The 15,668-nt window shown below is 65.5% G+C and carries 12 protein-coding genes; 5 read left to right on the top strand and 7 right to left on the bottom strand.

Annotation, left to right across the window (positions count from 1 at the left end):
* The coding region (locus tag E4L96_RS20770) for a GNAT family N-acetyltransferase (protein ID WP_135209124.1) at positions 1-298 on the top strand (298 nt) is incomplete at its 5' end.
* An 8-nt stretch (positions 299-306) separates the two neighbouring features.
* Here the strand turns inward: E4L96_RS20770 and E4L96_RS20765 are convergent.
* The 3 genes from E4L96_RS20765 to E4L96_RS20755 form a co-directional block, all read right to left on the bottom strand.
* On the bottom strand, positions 307-705 hold the full coding sequence (locus tag E4L96_RS20765; protein WP_135209123.1) for a hypothetical protein: 399 nt from the start codon (positions 703-705) through the stop codon (positions 307-309).
* A 187-nt stretch (positions 706-892) separates the two neighbouring features.
* Positions 893-1,468 (bottom strand): PEP-CTERM sorting domain-containing protein, encoded by a 576-nt coding sequence (locus tag E4L96_RS20760; RefSeq protein ID WP_135209122.1) that lies wholly within the window; start codon positions 1,466-1,468, stop codon positions 893-895.
* A 249-nt stretch (positions 1,469-1,717) separates the two neighbouring features.
* A complete protein-coding gene (locus E4L96_RS20755) occupies positions 1,718-4,249 on the bottom strand; it encodes a M4 family metallopeptidase (RefSeq protein ID WP_135209121.1) in 2,532 nt (843 codons plus the stop codon).
* A gap of 726 nt (positions 4,250-4,975) precedes the next feature.
* Here E4L96_RS20755 and E4L96_RS20750 point away from each other — a divergent pair.
* Together E4L96_RS20750 and E4L96_RS20745 are read left to right on the top strand one after the other, a co-directional pair.
* On the top strand, positions 4,976-5,569 hold the full coding sequence (locus E4L96_RS20750) for a hypothetical protein (RefSeq protein ID WP_229414661.1): 594 nt from the start codon (positions 4,976-4,978) through the stop codon (positions 5,567-5,569).
* Between the two features lie 14 nt (positions 5,570-5,583).
* Positions 5,584-6,234 carry a DUF6445 family protein gene (locus E4L96_RS20745; RefSeq protein WP_135209119.1) on the top strand — a complete coding sequence of 217 codons (651 nt, stop codon included), beginning with the start codon at positions 5,584-5,586 and terminating at the stop codon, positions 6,232-6,234.
* A gap of 7 nt (positions 6,235-6,241) precedes the next feature.
* Here the strand turns inward: E4L96_RS20745 and E4L96_RS20740 are convergent, their stop codons facing one another.
* The 4 genes from E4L96_RS20740 to E4L96_RS20725 all read right to left on the bottom strand — a co-directional run bounded on the left by E4L96_RS20740 (position 6,242) and on the right by E4L96_RS20725 (position 12,699).
* The gene (locus tag E4L96_RS20740) at positions 6,242-6,667 is read right to left on the bottom strand and encodes a nuclear transport factor 2 family protein (RefSeq protein WP_135209118.1); all 426 of its coding nucleotides are present in this window, start codon (positions 6,665-6,667) and stop codon (positions 6,242-6,244) included.
* A complete protein-coding gene (locus E4L96_RS20735) occupies positions 6,664-7,779 on the bottom strand; it encodes a S66 peptidase family protein (RefSeq protein ID WP_135209126.1) in 1,116 nt (371 codons plus the stop codon). The genes E4L96_RS20740 and E4L96_RS20735 overlap by 4 nt, the downstream gene beginning before the upstream one ends.
* A gap of 91 nt (positions 7,780-7,870) precedes the next feature.
* Complete coding sequence (locus E4L96_RS20730) at positions 7,871-10,711, bottom strand: TonB-dependent receptor domain-containing protein (protein WP_229414659.1); 2,841 nt, start codon at positions 10,709-10,711, stop codon at positions 7,871-7,873.
* Positions 10,712-10,899: 188 nt separating this feature from the next.
* Positions 10,900-12,699: an ABC transporter substrate-binding protein gene (locus E4L96_RS20725; protein WP_135209117.1), complete on the bottom strand. Its 1,800-nt coding sequence runs from the start codon at positions 12,697-12,699 to the stop codon at positions 10,900-10,902.
* A gap of 168 nt (positions 12,700-12,867) precedes the next feature.
* On the opposite strand from E4L96_RS20725, the gene E4L96_RS20720 reads away from it, so the two are divergent.
* A complete protein-coding gene (locus tag E4L96_RS20720; RefSeq protein WP_135209116.1) occupies positions 12,868-14,106 on the top strand; it encodes a spore maturation protein in 1,239 nt (412 codons plus the stop codon).
* 22 nt (positions 14,107-14,128) lie between these two features.
* A complete protein-coding gene (dacB, locus tag E4L96_RS20715) occupies positions 14,129-15,592 on the top strand; it encodes a D-alanyl-D-alanine carboxypeptidase/D-alanyl-D-alanine endopeptidase (RefSeq protein WP_135209115.1) in 1,464 nt (487 codons plus the stop codon).
* The last annotated feature ends 76 nt before the right edge of the window (positions 15,593-15,668 follow it).

The raw sequence follows: 15,668 nt of genomic DNA, 5'->3' as shown, positions 1-15,668 counted from the left end.
CATCGACTTGCGCGCGCGGCCGGAGCCCGGCGCCGGGCACCGCTGCCTGCTCGGCATGGGTGTGCATGAGGACTACCGACGTGCGGGCCTGGGCGCCCGCCTGATCGAGCACGCCGCGGCCTGGGCGCACGGGCAGGGACTGGCCTGGATCGACCTCGAAGTCCTCAGCGAAAACGCCCCCGCCATCGGCTTGTATGAGCGCTGCGGCTTCACCCGCACCGGAGAAACCACCGACATGTTCCGCATCGACGGCGACTCGCTGTCGTACAGCTACATGACCCGCGCGCTGGGCGCCTGAGCAAGCCGTCAGTGCACCAGCTTCGCGGCGGTGAAGGCCAGCGACGCTGTGGCGAAAATCGTCACCACGAACCACTTCAGCAGCCGCGCCTCCAGTTCTGCCATGCTGGCCGCCAGCATGTCCTTGGTCACGAACTGGTCCAGTTTCTCAGCGAAGCCGTCCAGTTTCTTAGCGAAGCCGTCCAGTTTCTCCGCGAAGACGTCGAGCCGGGCAGACATTCGCACCACCTGAACAGACAGGTCTTCCAGTCGTGCTTCAAGCCTGATGAACCTATCTTCGAAACTGTCCAGGCGTTTCTCGATACGCGTCAGGCGCTCCCGCGCGTCCTCGGCGAAGACCTCGATCCGGATCACGCGGGTTTCCAGACTGTCGCCCTCGCCGCCGTCACTGCCGGTTTGTGCTGCCATTGCCAGCTCCTGAAGACCGGACCTTCATAGACTACACCTGTTCTCGCGCCCCGGCACGCAATGGCCTAGCGGTGTACGACGTGTGCCGGGCAGACGACGGCATGCACGACAACGGCGGCCAGAAACGACAAAGCCCGGCGGACCGGGCTTCGGAGGGCGTTGGCGCGCGGAGGCGCCGCGGCGCGGCTTAGCGCTGGCGGCGGCGCAGGGCGCCCATGCCGGCCAGGCCGAGGGACAGCAGGACCAGCGAAGCCGGTTCCGGCACGGTGGCGCTGACGTTGTCGAGCAGGCCATCGGTCGAGTAGGTGTAGTTGCCGGCGACGTCCGTGAAGCGCAGGGTCGCCACGCTGTCCACCGCAAAGAAGTCGAAGGCGAAGCTGCCCAGCGCCGGGCCGGAGCCGGCAAACAGGTCGTTGGCCAGCACGCTGCCGTTCCCTGCGGTCACCGAGGCGGCAATCTGCTGCACGATGCCATTGTTGGTGCCCCAGTCAAAAGTCACGTGGTACTTCTGCCCCGCGACCGTCGCGAACGACTGCCACACCGCGCCGTTCGGCTGCTGGTCCCCAATGTTATAGGCCACCATCCACTGGCCGTTGGCGGCGGGCGAACCGCCACCGAAATACACCGGCGTCGCCAAACTCACCATGCCGGCGCCGTACCAGCCGCTGCCACCGTTTTCAAAATTTCCGTTCACCAGAAGGTTGGCTTGGGCTGCCCCGCTGAAGGAGAGGGCGAGGGCTGCAAGGGCGAGGATTTTCTTCATTGAAGGGCTCCGAGTGATGTGTCATTACGATTAAGCAATGATCGTGCCCAAAGGAATGTTGCTTTCAGAATCAAACACTTGCGCTACATCAGCATTCGTTCACATCCTGCTATGTAAAAATTGCCGACAGTTAAACCAAAAAAGCCCGGCGCAAAGCCGGGCTGTGAGGCGGGAGCGACAGCCTGCGCTCCCGTGGGACCGGAATATGCAACCAAATGGTTGCATATTCGAGCTGCTGAAGCTACGAGATTACTGGGTGATCAGGCTGACCTTGTCCACCACGAACGAGGTCTGGGCCGACGAGTCTTCCGTCATTGCGAACGACAGCGTCACGGTCTGGCCCTTGTATGGCAGCAGGTTGAACGAGCGGATCTGGTAGCCCGACGCCTTGTTCAGGTTCGAGTAGGTCGCCAGGGTCGCCAAGGTGCTGCCCGCGCTGTTCTTCACCGTCACCACCAGCTTGTCGTACGCGGTCGAGGTCGTGGTCTCGGCCGTGTCGATGTGCAGGGCGAACGACAGGTTGGCCGCGGTCGCGGTCGACGGGATCGCCACCGCCTGGGTGATGGTCTCGGACGCCGTGGTGCCGTTGCCGCCCAGATAGGCGTACTTGGTGCCGTCATACGCGGCCTGCTGGGTCCACGAGCCGATCACGCCGGTGGTGCCGCTCCAGCCGGTGGTGCCGCTCTCGAATGAACCGTTGGTGACGCGCTCGGTGGTGCCGCCGCCGCCCGAGCTGACCGTCAGGGTCGCATTGCTCGAGGTGGCGGTGGTCGGCGAGGTGGCCGAATCGGTCACCTTCACCGCGAACACGGCGCCGTTGTCGGTGCTCTGCGCGGTGAAGCTGTAGGTGGCCGCGGTCGCGCCGCTGATGTTCGCGCCGTTGCGCATCCACTGGTACTGGTACGGCGCAGTGCCGCCGGTCGCGGTCACCGAGAACGACGCGGTCGAACCGGCCGCCACGGTCACGGAGGACGGCTGGGAGCTGATCGACACGGCGCCGCCGCTGGTGGTCTCCGGCACGTCGGTACCGACGTTGATGGCCGCATAGGCACGGGTCACCGCCGTCACTTCACGCGAGCCGGCGCCATACAGCTCGGTCGCGGCCTGGATCATCTTCGAACGCGCATCGGCGTAGGTCGAGGACGCGGTCAGCTTGGTGGTGTTGGCGCGGAACCAGATGCGGTAGGCCTTGTCGTTGCCGATACCCGTCATGTTGCGCGGCGACTGGGTCAGGTAGGAGCTGTACATCTCGCTGCTCGACGACGAGCTGGAGCCCTGCGACAGGAAGTAGAACATGCGGTTGTTCGGGCCCGACGAATAGTGCGGGTTCAGGGTCTTCAGGGTCGAGCTCCAGGCATCCTTGGACGCGCCATCTTTGGACGGCTTCCACATCCAGCGCAGCGGCACGCCATTGCGGGCGATCTCCTTGCCCATCATCCAGTCGTTGCCGGTGGCCGGGATCACGGAGCCGGTGCCGCCGTTCTTGGCGTAGGCTTCGATCATCTCGCCGTTGATGTCCGAGGACGACTCATTCAGGCCGCCCGACTCGCCGGAGTACGTGAGGTTGGAGGTCGCGGCGGTCACGCCGTGGCCCATCTCGTGGCCGATCACGTCGATCGAACCGAGGCTGTAGAACGACGAGCCGTCGCCGATGTACATGCACTCGCAGGAATCGTCGTAGAAGGCGTTATCGTAGTTGTTGTCGACGTGGACGGCGATGTAGGTGGCCTTATTGGCGCCGTTCAGGGACTGCCATCCCTGGGTGTTCTTCATCGCGTCGTAGGTGTTCATCATGCCCCACAGCGCATTCACGGCCGCGGTCTGGCCGTTGGCGTTGGTGGTGCTGCCGCCCGAGATGTACTGGGTGCCGTCGCCCCAGGTGTTGGTGCTATTGGTGTAGATGCTGCCGGCCTGCGGATTGCTCTCCGGGCTGTGGTTGGCGTTGGTGATCGCCATGCCGCCGAACACGCCACCGGTGCCGCGGGTCGAGTCGAGCATCTTGTAGGTCGAGCCGGACAGGGTGGTCTGGATCGGCACGTCGCCGTAGTACTGGCTGTGGCCCACGCCGACCACGGTCTGCAGCGCATCCCATTGGGCGATGGTGTGCGCGTCCTTGGCGCTGACCACGGTATCTGTGTAGACAATCTTGCCGTTGCTGGCCATGCGGGTCTTGACCAGGTAGGCCAGCTCGTAGCCGGTGACCTTGTCTTCCACGTCCAGCGCGTTCAGCTGGGACTCGGCCTTGTTAGCGGCGGCCGCCGTGCGGACCTGTTCGACGATCGGGTAGATGATCAATTCAGCGCTCGGCTGGTAGCGGTGCACGCCGTTCGGCGCCACCGCCTTGACCACCGCATTGATCGCGGCCTGGGCCGAGATCTTCGGTTTCACATCGAAGGACTTGGTGGCGCCCAGGTGGTTGCCATTGCCGCTGCCCAGGTTGTTGCGGCGGTCCGAGTCGGACTCGCTGATCACGTTGTCGGCATCGTCGGTGACCACCACCGATTCCGAACCAAACACGCGCACGCCCTTGTAGGTGTGGTCCAGGCGGCTCACCTTGGTGCCGGCTTCGCCCGGATGCTCCTTCGAGAGCTTGTAGCCGTGATCTGCGTCAAGGCCCTTGCGGCCGTTCTCGCCGGCCATCTTGGCCACCAGTGCGGCTGCCTGTTCGGGGGTGGCCTTGGCCACCGGAGCCCCCAGCATCATCGGGTTGGCAGCTGCCAGGCCGCCCGCCAGGGAGATTGCGGCAATCGATGCGGCGAGCGTGGTTTTCCGTAGTTTCATTTCTTCTCCAAGTCGTAAGTCATTGAATCGGTTTATATTTTTGCGCCGCCGGGGATGGTGGCGGCGGCCTCCGAACTCATGTGCCGAGCTCAGGAATGGCGACGTTATGCCTCCTGTTTGGGGCCTGTCAAAAAAAACGGAAAATGAGACGGACGTTCTCGGATTGTTCAGTTTTGAACATTTTCATGCCGAAACTGTGTGGCGCACGCGCGACGAGTGGAAGAATTGTTCTGTTGACGCAGATCAAAGCGTGATTTTTAATCAACCCCCTGCAGCGAAAACCGGGCTACGCTGGAACTCGCTGCAAAAATGAAACAATTGGCGAGAATTCGATTCGCGCTTCGATTGCCTTTTCATAAGTTTGCGGACTACACTAGGTCCCAGAGTACCGGGCGATACGCCCAGGTAACGCCGATGAAAGCGCCGGGCAAAGACCCCCAAAAGCGCACTGAGTTGAACGGGAAAAACATGAGCACACGTGCACAACTGGCATTCGTCCTGGTAGCGCAGCACTGGCAGTCCTGTCATCACCCCCTCCCCGCGGCCTGAGCGCCATTCCTTTGTTCTGAGTTGACCGAGGCGGCTGCGCGCCGGCGCGCGCGTGGCCCAGTGTTTTCCACTTTCCAGGGGACGCATGGCGGGGGCCGCTGTGCGATAGACAAAATGCTGTCGATTGCAACAAAAGTTGAGCAAATTATTTCGGAATCGCCCTTCCTGACCGAAGGGATGTCGCTAGGACTGATCAACCTGTCCGAGCTGGCGCGCCAGCTGCGGCCGCAGCTGGAGGCGGACTTGTGGAAGCCGGTGGGCCAGGCCGCTGTGGTGATGGCGCTGCGCCGCCTGTCGGACCGGCTGCCGCAGCATGCCAGTGCGATCCCCGTGCTGGCCCCGCGCTCGGGCGAGCTCAATTCCAAGACCGACCTCTCGCTGTTCACCTATCGCCTGTCGGATCTCTCGCATGAATGCCAGCGCCAGCTGCTGGCGATGGCCGAGCCGCACACCGGCATGTTCGTGACCGTGACGCGCGGGGTGCAGGAGATCCTGGTGGTGTGCAGCCGCGCGCTGGTGCCGATGGTGGAAGACGCGTTCGGGTCGGAACGCCTGCTGGCCCGCATGGACAACCTGACCGCGCTCACGCTGCGCCTCAACCCCGAGACGCGCCGCACGCCCGGCATCTACCACGCGGTGCTCAAGAAGCTCGCCTGGGACAAGATCAGTGTGGTGAACATGATGTGCACCTTCACCGAGCTGACCATCCTGCTCGAACAGTCGCAGACCGGGGCCGCGTTCTCGGCGCTGTCGCAGATCGTGTCGCACTGAGCGCAGCGGACCGCATGCGCCAGCTCAGCTACCGCAAGCCGCAGCAAGGGCGCGACTACTGGGTCGCGGACGACTTCCTGCCGAATGCGCCCGAGGTGGCGGCGCGCTCGCTCGCCCGCCATGACTGGGAGCTCGGCGCGCCTTATACCCAGCTGCCGTGGCCGGGCAAGCGCTCGCCCGCCGCCCTGACCGCGGACGAGATGGCGCATGTGGAAGCGTGGGTGCGCAAGGTCACGGGTGCGAAGAAGCTGTGGCAGGAACAGGCGCCCGAAGGCCGCACGCTGAATCACAACTATGTGCAGCTGGTGGGCATGGCCGATTCCGGCGCGCGCCCGCACACGGACTCGCGTGCGCTGTGCCGCTATGCCGCGGTGATCTACCTGTCACCGGAGCCCGAGCCGGATGCCGGGACCTCGTTCTACCGCCAGCGCTACCCCAGCGGACAGCTGGGCGGGAACATGTGCAGCGCGCCGCACACCAACCTGCGCGAGGCGCTCGGCGTGGCCCGGCTGCCGCCGCAGGCGTGGCAGGAAGAAGTCCGCGTTGAAAACCGCTTCAACCGCATCCTGCTGTACCGCGCCAACCTGGTGCACTCGGCCACGTCCTACTTCGGCTTCGACGATCACGAGAAGCGCATGACCGCCGTGTTCTTCTGGATGGCGTAAGACCCGGCTACTGCGCCGCCCCGGCCACGCGCGACGAGTGCGACGACACCAGCACCCACTCGCCCTGCCGCTTGATCCACACCCGCGTAAAGCGGAAGGTGCCCTGCCACGGTTGGCCGTCGCTGACCGCCGACTGCACGCTCATGCCGTTCACCACGGCCGTGTCGCCGTACTCGCGGATACTCACCTCGGCATTCTTGATCGCGCCGTTCACCCGCTTGCGGGAACTGAGTTCGGCCAGGTAGTCGGCCTTGTGCTGTACCCGGCCATCCGAGTGCACCAGCACGAAGCGGTCGTCGATGATGCGCGCAAGGGCGGCCGCATCGCCGCTCTGGCGCAGCGTATTCCATGAGGCGTCGCGCGCGGCCAGCGCCGGGTCCTGGGCCCACACGGCGCCGCTGGCCAGCGCCAGCAAAAAGAAGAGCGCTTTCATGAGACGGCCGGCTCCAGCAGGGTGAGGGTCCCGGTGTCCGTGTCCATGCGCGCCAGCACGCCCACGGGCAGCGTGAACTGGTGGCGGATATGCCCGAAGTGCCAGCCCGTGACCGCAGGCCGCGTGAGCGGCAGCAGGTGCTGGTCCAGCGTTTCGTCCAGGGTCAGCGAGATGCTGCCCGGTTCCCCCTCGCAGTTCTCGCAGATGCCGACCATGACCCCGGCCGCGTTCTTCAGGCCCGCGGCCAGGTCCAGCTGCGTCATCCAGCGGTCGATGCGGTAGGGCTCTTCGTTCACTTCTTCCAGGTACACCAGCGCATTGTCGATCTCCGCCGCATACGGTGTGCCCGCCAGCGCTGCGACCAGGCTCAGGTTCCCTCCCACCAGGCGCCCGGTGGCCACGCCGCTGTGCACCGTGCGCATGGCGTACTGCGGTTCGTTCAGCGCGCGCACGATGTTTTCCTCGGCGGGTGCGATGGTGTAGAACGGCTCGGGGTTCATCAGCACATTGAGCAAGTGCCTGTTGGCGTACTCGGAAGGCCCGGAGGCGGCCACCGGCCCATGGAAAGTGACCAGCCCGATCTTGCGGCGCAGAGCCAGGTGCAGGGCCGTGATGTCCGAATAGCCGATCAGGATTTTCGGGTGGCGGCGGATCAGCTCATAGTCGATGTGCTGCAGCAGCGAGATCGCGCCCGAGCCGCCGCGGATCGCCCACAGCGCCTTCACCTCCGAGTCCATGAACATGCCGTGCAGGTCCTCGATGCGCTGCTCCACCGTACCCGCGTAATTCCCGTGGATCTCGCGCAGGTGCAGCGCGGGCTTCACGCGGAAGCCCAGTTCCTCGATATGCGCCGTGGCCTTGGCGATGGCGTCTTCGGTGGTGCGGCCGGCCGGCGCGATCAGGCCGATCGTGTCGCCGGGGTGCAGGCGGGGTGGTTTGATCATGATGGGATGGGAAGAAGAGGAGGACCGCGGACCGCGGCGGCGCGCCGCGCGGGGTGTCGCCAGCGCGCTGGATGCGGGCAACGCCAGTCCGGTGCCGAGCGCACCGAGGCCGCCCAGGAGACCCAGGCGGCCCAGGAAGCCACGCCGCGTCAGCCGGTCATCAGTCATGGAGCAATCATGGGGCAACGGACGCCAAAAACAAAAAAGCCCGTTGCGAGGCGGGGGGCGCGCCTCGGGCAACGGGCCACAAGCAACTGGATTACAGGAACTTGTAGTTGACGGTGATCGCCAGCGAACGGCCGCGCGGATCCGCCACACGCGGCTCCCAGGTGCTGCCGGCGCCGGTGTTGGAATCGTACGTGATCGCGAACGGCGGATCGGTGTTGAAGATGTTCTTGATACCACCCGTCACGGTCAGGTTCTGCACGCCCGAATAGGTCAGCGACACGTTGTAGATCGAGTAGGCCTTGACCTTCGAGCTGTAGTCGCTCGGAACAACCTTCCCGCTCGCCACGCCCGGCAGGACCTGGTCTTCATAACCCGAACGGTAGATGTTCTGCAGCAGCGCACTCCACGGACCATTCTGGTAGTTCAGGTAGGCGACGTGCTTCCACTTCAGGCCCAGGTCACCGGTGAAGGTGAAGACACCCACTTCGCTCTTGCCGTAGTCGGCCGATTCGAGCGGCTTGGATTTCTTCTCCAGCAGACGGGTGCCGTCGATGCCGGCGGTCCAGCGTGCGTCCAGCGCCTTGAAGTTGTAGCGCGCGCCGACTTCCACGCCCTCGGTCACCGAGGTCCCGGCGTTCACCCAGCGCTGGTCGATGGCGACCAGCTGGCCGTTCTGGTGCAGGAAGCGGTCCTGGAACAGGTTGTAGTTCTTCACCAGGTCGGTCAGGGTGATCGACTTGATCTGGTCGTAGCGGCGGATCAGCCACAGGTCGGCATTCGCGGAGAAGCCGGTGAACGGCTCCCAGACCATGCCGATGGTGCCCATCTTGGCCGTTTCCGGACCGAGGTTCTGCTTGCCGCCCGTGAAGATCACCGGGGTCACCGAGGCGCAGCCCACAATGTTCGAATCGACCTTGCCCGAGGCGCAGGTGGCCGGGTCGGCCAGGTCCTTGCCGGCGTACGGCGATTCGGTCACGCCGTTGTACAGCTGGTTGAAGGCCGGCGCCCGGAAGGCCGAGCTATACGAACCGCGGAAGATCACCGACTCCACCGGATTCCAGCGGAACGAGGCCTTCGGATTGAAGGTGTTGCCGAAGCCGTCGTAGCGGTCTTCACGGCCCGACAGCGTCACTTCCAGCGACTTGAACACCGGGATCGCGACTTCGAAGAACAAGGCCTTCACGTTGCGCGACACGTTGTTCAGCGCGTTGACGTCGTCGAACGGGGCGTTCAGGATCGCACGGCGCTGCGAGACGTCGCGGGTATCGCCGTTGAAGCGGTATTCCTCGCGGCGGAAATCCATGCCGACCGCACCCATCACGGCGCCGGCCGGCAGGTTGAACAGCTCGCCGGACAGGGTCGCGTCCAGCTCGGTCATGATCGATTTGCCGCCGTACAGCTCAACGCCTTCGGCCGAGGTGGACTTGATCAGGTCCATCGCCGCCTGGCTCTGGGTCTGGCCCGGTGCGAGGAACGGATTGATGATGCCGCTGCCCAGCGCCTTGGCCAGGTCCGCGGTGTAGTTATAGCCAGTGCCCAGCGTGGACACGGACTGCGACCAGGCCTGCGACAGGCCGACGCGGTAGTCCCAGGTCTTGCCGCCCAGCTGCAGCGGGCCGTCCGCGCCCACCAGGTAGCGCACGGCGCGGGTCTTGGTCTTGATCTCGCGGTTGCCGCACTCCATGCAGCGCCAGCGGTAGGCGATCGGCAGGCCGTAGTTGGCGGCCACGCTCGGGAACACCTTCACCAGGGCGTTGTAGATGTCGTTGTAGGCCGCGCCGGTGGACGGGTAGAACGAGGTCGCATTGAAGGTCGAGGCGGACGGCGAGATCTGGTTCGGCGAGAAGCTCTTGGCCACCACGGTCTGCGAGCCGACGGCCTCCGCGAACAGCTGGTGCTCGCCGCGCTTCCAGGTGCCGCGCAGGACGGCGTTGTCGCTGGTGACCGGCTGCTGGAGCACGGCGGCGCGGCCGGTATCCCAGGCGCAGCCATAGGCGGCGGCCGGCGAATCCCACAGCTTCTCGTCATACGCGTCCATGCCCGGCACGGACTTGCAGCCCGCCTGGCCCGGCAGGTCCAGCACGTTGACGCCGTTGAAGGCCTGGGTGCCGCCCGGCAGGGTCGCACCGGCGCTGCCCTTGGACAGCAGGGTCGGGGCCAGCGAGGTCGCGAAGATGGTGGCGTACGGGGTGCCGCGGGTATCGACGGACACGCCGCGGTTCGGCTGGAAGGTCTGCACGAAGTCGCGCTCGTCGCCGCGCAGCTTCTGGCTCTCGGCGTGCGACAGGGCGGCCAGCACGTTGTAGCCGTCGTTGTCCAGGTCACCCCAGCCGCCGGTCACGGAGCCGCGGGTGATGTTGGCGCCACCCTGCTGGGTGATGTCGTTGAACAGCTGCGCTTCCAGGCCGTGGTAGTCCTTGCGCAGGATGAAGTTGATCACGCCGCCAATGGCGTCGGTACCGTAGGTGGAGGAGGCGCCGTCCTTCAGCACCTCGACGCGGTCCACGGCCGCCATCGGAATGGAATTCAGGTCGACCGCCTGGCCCTTCATGCCGTGGGTCGCGATGCGGCGGCCGTTCAGCAGGATCAGGGTGGAGTCGGAACCCTGGCCGCGCAGGTTGGCGGACGAGGCGCCGTTGTTGCCGCGCTGGGCGCCGGAGGTGACGTCGGCGTTGGAGGCCAGGTTATCGGAACCGGTGCCGTTGACCGACAGCGTGGCGATCAGCTGTTCGGCAGTGACGATGCCCTGGGCGTCGATCTGCTTGCGGCTGATGATCTCCACCGGCAGCGCGCCTTCCTTGGCAATGCGCTTGATGCTGGAACCGGTGATCTCCACGCGCGCGACCGGCTGGGCCGGCGGCGTGCTTTGGGCGTAGGCCGTGCCGGCCACACCGATCAGCGCAATCAGGTGCGCAATCTTCTTCACTTTCACGAATCTCTCCTTGGGCGAAATAGGGCAAACACGCTTGCGTGGCAAACGTTGCAATGTTTCTGTATCGTCTTAGCAATACATTATTCGGTGAACTGAGCGTACGCGCGGTGTTTTCAGACCGCTAATGAAATAACCTGCGGCACGCATAACTTTTCGGAATAACTAATTGGGCATCCCGCGGCCACGGCCTAGCGGGAGGCCGCATTCCCGTGCTGGGGATTATCAAGGTCAACGTCGAGGTAGCGCCACTGCGTGAACTCCACCGGGTGCCGCTTGTAGTTTTTTAGCCACGGTTGGGTGAGATCGGCCGAGATGGGATGGGTCAGCGGCACCCATGGGTTATAGGCGGCGATCAGCTGGTTCAGTTCGAAATACAGCCTCCTGCGCTCCGGCGAGTCGGGCAGCAAGCGGGCCGCCTCATACCTTTGGTTATAGGCGGGCAGGTCAAAGCGAGCGTAGTTGGCGCGGCCCACGTTGCCGCCCCACAGCAGCTGGTAGAAATTCTCGCCGTCCGGGAAGTCGGCAAACCAGTTCGCCTCGAACATCATCACCTTGCCCAGGCGCGAGCCCTTGATGATCTCCGACTTCTTGTCTGACTTGAACTCCACCCGCAGGCCCACCGCGTTCAGGCACTTGCGCCACAGCTCGTCGCGCAGGCGGCCGCCCGGGGTGGCTTCGCTGGACATCACCAGCGTGAGCGGCTGGCCGTGCGGGTCGCGCCGCATGCCGTCCGGGTCGCGCTGCTGGTAGCCGAAGCGGTCCAGCAGGGCGTTGGCCAGCGCCGGGTCGTAGCGCACCGGGCTGCGGTAGGCCGGGTCGTAGCCGATGGCGCCGGGCGGCAGCGGGGACTCGGCGTGGATGGCCAGGCCCTTCTTCAGCAGCCGCACGTCTTCCGCCGCGTTGTAGGAGAGCGCGATGGCGCGGCGCAGCGCCACCTTCTCCTTGCCCATGCCGCCGATCACCGGGTTTTCGGTGTTCATCCACATGTAATAGGTCTGCAGCGGCGTGAAGCGGTGCAGGCGGATGCCGCGCTGCGCCAGGTCCGGCTTGAGCGCGTCGCCGGTCATCACCATGTCGCGCATCGATTCCGGAATCTGCTCGACGTAGTCGTATTCGCCGTTCAGGAAGCCGAGCATGCGGCCCTGCAGTTCCTCGGCCACCCGCACCTCCACCCGGTCGACCCGCGGCAGGCGCTGGCCTTCGAGCGCTTTCGAGATGGCCTGGTCGGCCGGGTCGCTCCCGGGGGTGGCGTGGAACACCGCCGTGGAATCCGGATTCGCCAGCAGCACGATGCGGTCGCTGCGCTTCCACTCGCCGACCATGAAGGGGCCGGTGCCGACCGGGTGGTTGCCCGCCTGGCCGGGGTAGGCCTCGACCACTTCGCGCGCCACCACGCCGGTGGCGGGCATGGCGAGGTAGTACAGGAAGTTCAGGTCCTTCGCCTTCAGGGTGATGCGCAGGGTGTACTTGTCCAGCGCCTGCAGGCCGGCCACCGGCTGGTCGTAGCTGAAATTCTTGCGCAGCTGTTCGTCGCCTGCGATCTTGTTTTCGAACTGCGAAAACCAGGGCGACTTCACCTGCGGGTCGTACAGACGCTTGAGCGAATAGATGTAGTCCGCGGCCGTGACCTCGCGCTTCCGGCCCTTGAACGCCGGATCGGGCGTGAAGAAGATGCCGGGGCGGAGATGGAAGGTGTAGGCCAGGCCATCCGCCGAGACTTCCGGCATCGCAGTGACGGTATTCGGGATCAGTTTGGCCGGGCGGGCCAGATAGTCGTAGCGCAGCAGCGGGTCGAACACGTTTTCCATCAGCTGCAGCGAGGCCAGGTCCGAAGCGACCGCCGGGTCCATCGAGCTTTCGCTGGTGGCCAGGTACATGTGCAGCACCTTGGGCGGGCCGGAACGTGGCGCGGCCGGGGCCTGCGCGCGGGGCGCGGCGGCGGAGCAGGCCAGCAGGGCGGCGAAGGCGAGGCGGTGCAGGGCGGTCATGGATGGCGGCGGTGAGTCGGCGCCTATCATAGCGCCTGCCGTGCGGCGCTGGCCGATGAATTGCCGTGACCCGCTCATAACTTTTTTGCATGGTGGGCGCGCATTCTTTCATCAACGCGCGCGCCGCTCGGCCTATACTCTGCGGCACGCATTCCTCCGCAGGCTCCCATGGCACTGAATTACATCTGGTCCGGTTTCTTCATCGTCGGCTTTATCGCAGCGCTCCTCCAATGGCTGTTCCTGGGCGACGCCGAAATTTTCAAGCGCATTGTGGATGGCACTTTCGAATCCTCCAAACTGGCCGTGATGGACATCGCCCTGCCGCTGGCCGGTGTCATGACGCTCTGGCTGGGCATCATGAACGTGGGCGAGAAGGCAGGTGCGGTGGACTGGCTGGCGCGCATGATCGCCCCCTTCTTCTCGCGCATCTTCCCCGGCGTGCCGAAGAACCACCCGGCCACGGGCCACATGGTGATGAACTTCTCGGCCAACCTGCTGGGTCTTGACAACGCGGCCACGCCGTTCGGCCTCAAGGCCATGGAAAGCCTGCAGACGCTCAACCCCAACAAGGACGAGCCGACCGACGCGCAGATCATGTTCCTGGTGATGCACACCTCCGGCCTGACCCTGATCCCGCTGGCGATCATGGCGCAGCGCGCGATCCTCGGTGCGGCCGACCCGTCAGACATTTTCATTCCCTGCATGATCGCGACCTACGTCGCCACGGTGACCGGCATCGTCGCCTGCGCCATCCGCCAGCGCATCAACCTGTTCGACCGCGTGGTCGTGGGCTGGCTGGGCGGGATGACGGCGGCGCTGGTCGGAATGATCTACTACCTCACCACCTACCTGACCAAGCCCGAGATGGAGCTGGTGTCCAAGGTGGTCAGCAATTTCATCCTGTTCGGGATCATCATCACCTTCATCGTGGGCGCCCTGCGGCGCAAGGTGAACGTGTACGACGCCTTCATCGAGGGCGCCAAGGGCGGCATCCAGACCTCGATCACGATCATCCCCTACCTGGTGGGCATGCTGGTGGCGATCAGCGTGATCCGCAATTCGGGGATCTTCGGCTTCATCGTCCAGGGCTTCAGCTGGATTTTCGCGGGACTGGGTCTGAACACCGACTTCGTGCCGGCCCTGCCGACCGCGCTGATGAAGCCCCTGTCCGGCAGCGGGGCGCGCGCCATGATGATCGACACCATGAAGACCTACGGCGTCGATTCCTTCGTCGGCCGGCTGTCGGCCATCTTCCAGGGCTCGGCCGACACCACCTTCTACATCGTGGCCCTGTATTTCGGCTCGGTGGGCATCAAGCGCACGCGCTATGCCATCACGGCCGGGCTGATTGCCGACCTGGCGGGCGTCATCGCGGCGATCGCGGTGGCCTACGCCTTCTTCCACTAACCACTTCGCTCCCAGGATCCGCATGCTCCGCCGCCTCGCTCTCGCTGCCGCCCTCGCCGCCTGCCTGCCCTTCGCCCACGCCGCGCTGCCCGCACCCGTTGCCGCCGCGCTGGCGGCCAACGGGCTGCCGGAAGATGCCCTGGGCGTGATCGTGATCCGCGGGAACACCATCGTGCTGGAGCAGAACGCGGCGCGGCCGATGCGCCCCGCGTCGGTGATGAAGACGGTGACCACGATGGTCGGGCTGGACCGGCTCGGGCCGGCGTTCCGCGGCCGCACCGAGCTGCTCTCGAACGCCGCCGTGGTGGGCGGTACGCTGCAGGGCGACCTGGTGCTGCGCGGGGGCGCGGACGTGGACCTGACCACGGCCACGCTGGAGCGCATGCTGCACGACCTGCGCAGCCAGGGTATCCGGCGCATTGCGGGCAATGTGATGGTGGACCGCTCGCTGTTCACGCCCGCGCGGCTGGACATCGGCGTGCCGCCCTTCGACGAGTCGCCGGAGGCCTACTACAACGTGATCCCGGATGCGGCCATCATCAACCGCAACATGCTGGACATCGACATGCGCTCGACGGACAAGCGCATCACATTCAGCGTGTGGCCGGAGCTGGACCGGGTCGCGGTGACGTCGGACATGACGCTGATCGATGGCGACTGTGCCAAGTGGGAGGACGGCTGGAAGCAGCCCGAGTACAAGCGCGATGGGTCCGGGCGCCTGAAGATCGTCCTGCACGGCACCTTCCCGAAGAACTGCGCGCGCTCGAACAGCATCAATGTGCTGGACCGGCAGGACTACACGGCGCGGCTGTTCCGCGCGCTGTGGAAGCGCCAGGGCGGGCAGCTCAAGGGCGAGGTGGTGGACGGCGTGGCGCCGGCCGATGCCAGGCTGCTGGCCGAGCATGTGTCGCGGCCCTTGCCCGAGATCGTGCGCGATGTGAACAAACCGTCGGACAACGAGATCGCGCGCACCATCTTCCTGGCGCTGGGCAGCCTGCAGTTCGATGAAAAACTGGGCAGCAAGCCGCTTCCGGTGGACGGTGTGGGCAGCACCCTGGTGCGCGCGGATGCCACCGTGCGGGCGTGGATGCACGAACATGGGATTTCGGACGATGGCCTGGTGCTGGAGAATGGCTCGGGCCTGTCGCGCATCGAGCGCGTCTCGCCGCAGCAGCTGGCGGGCGTGCTGCAGGCCGCGCTGAAGAGCAACTGGGCGCCGGAATTTGTCACCAGCCTGCCGATTGCGGCGGTGGACGGCACCATGCGGCGGCGCCTGAAGGACAGCCCGGCGGCCTCCCATGCGCGCGTGAAGACCGGCACCTTGCGCGACACCATCGCCAACGCCGGCTACGTCCCCGATGCCAACGGCGAAGTCTGCATCGTCGCCGCCATCCTCAACGACGACCACGTCGGCAACGGCAAGGGCCGCGCCGTCCTCGACGCCCTGCTCGACTGGGTCGCCCGCAGCAGCGCCGCAGGGCAGTAAGCCAGCCGGCCCCGGGCCACCAGCCGCACGCCGGCCGCGTCCTAGCGCGGCGGGCAGGCGTGGGCCTGCATCAGCC

Source organism: Zemynaea arenosa, assembly GCF_004614185.1.
GTDB lineage: Bacteria > Pseudomonadota > Gammaproteobacteria > Burkholderiales > Burkholderiaceae_D > Telluria > Telluria arenosa.
Note: the sequence above shows the minus strand (reverse complement) of the source record. Positions and strands in the feature narration are given on the sequence as shown.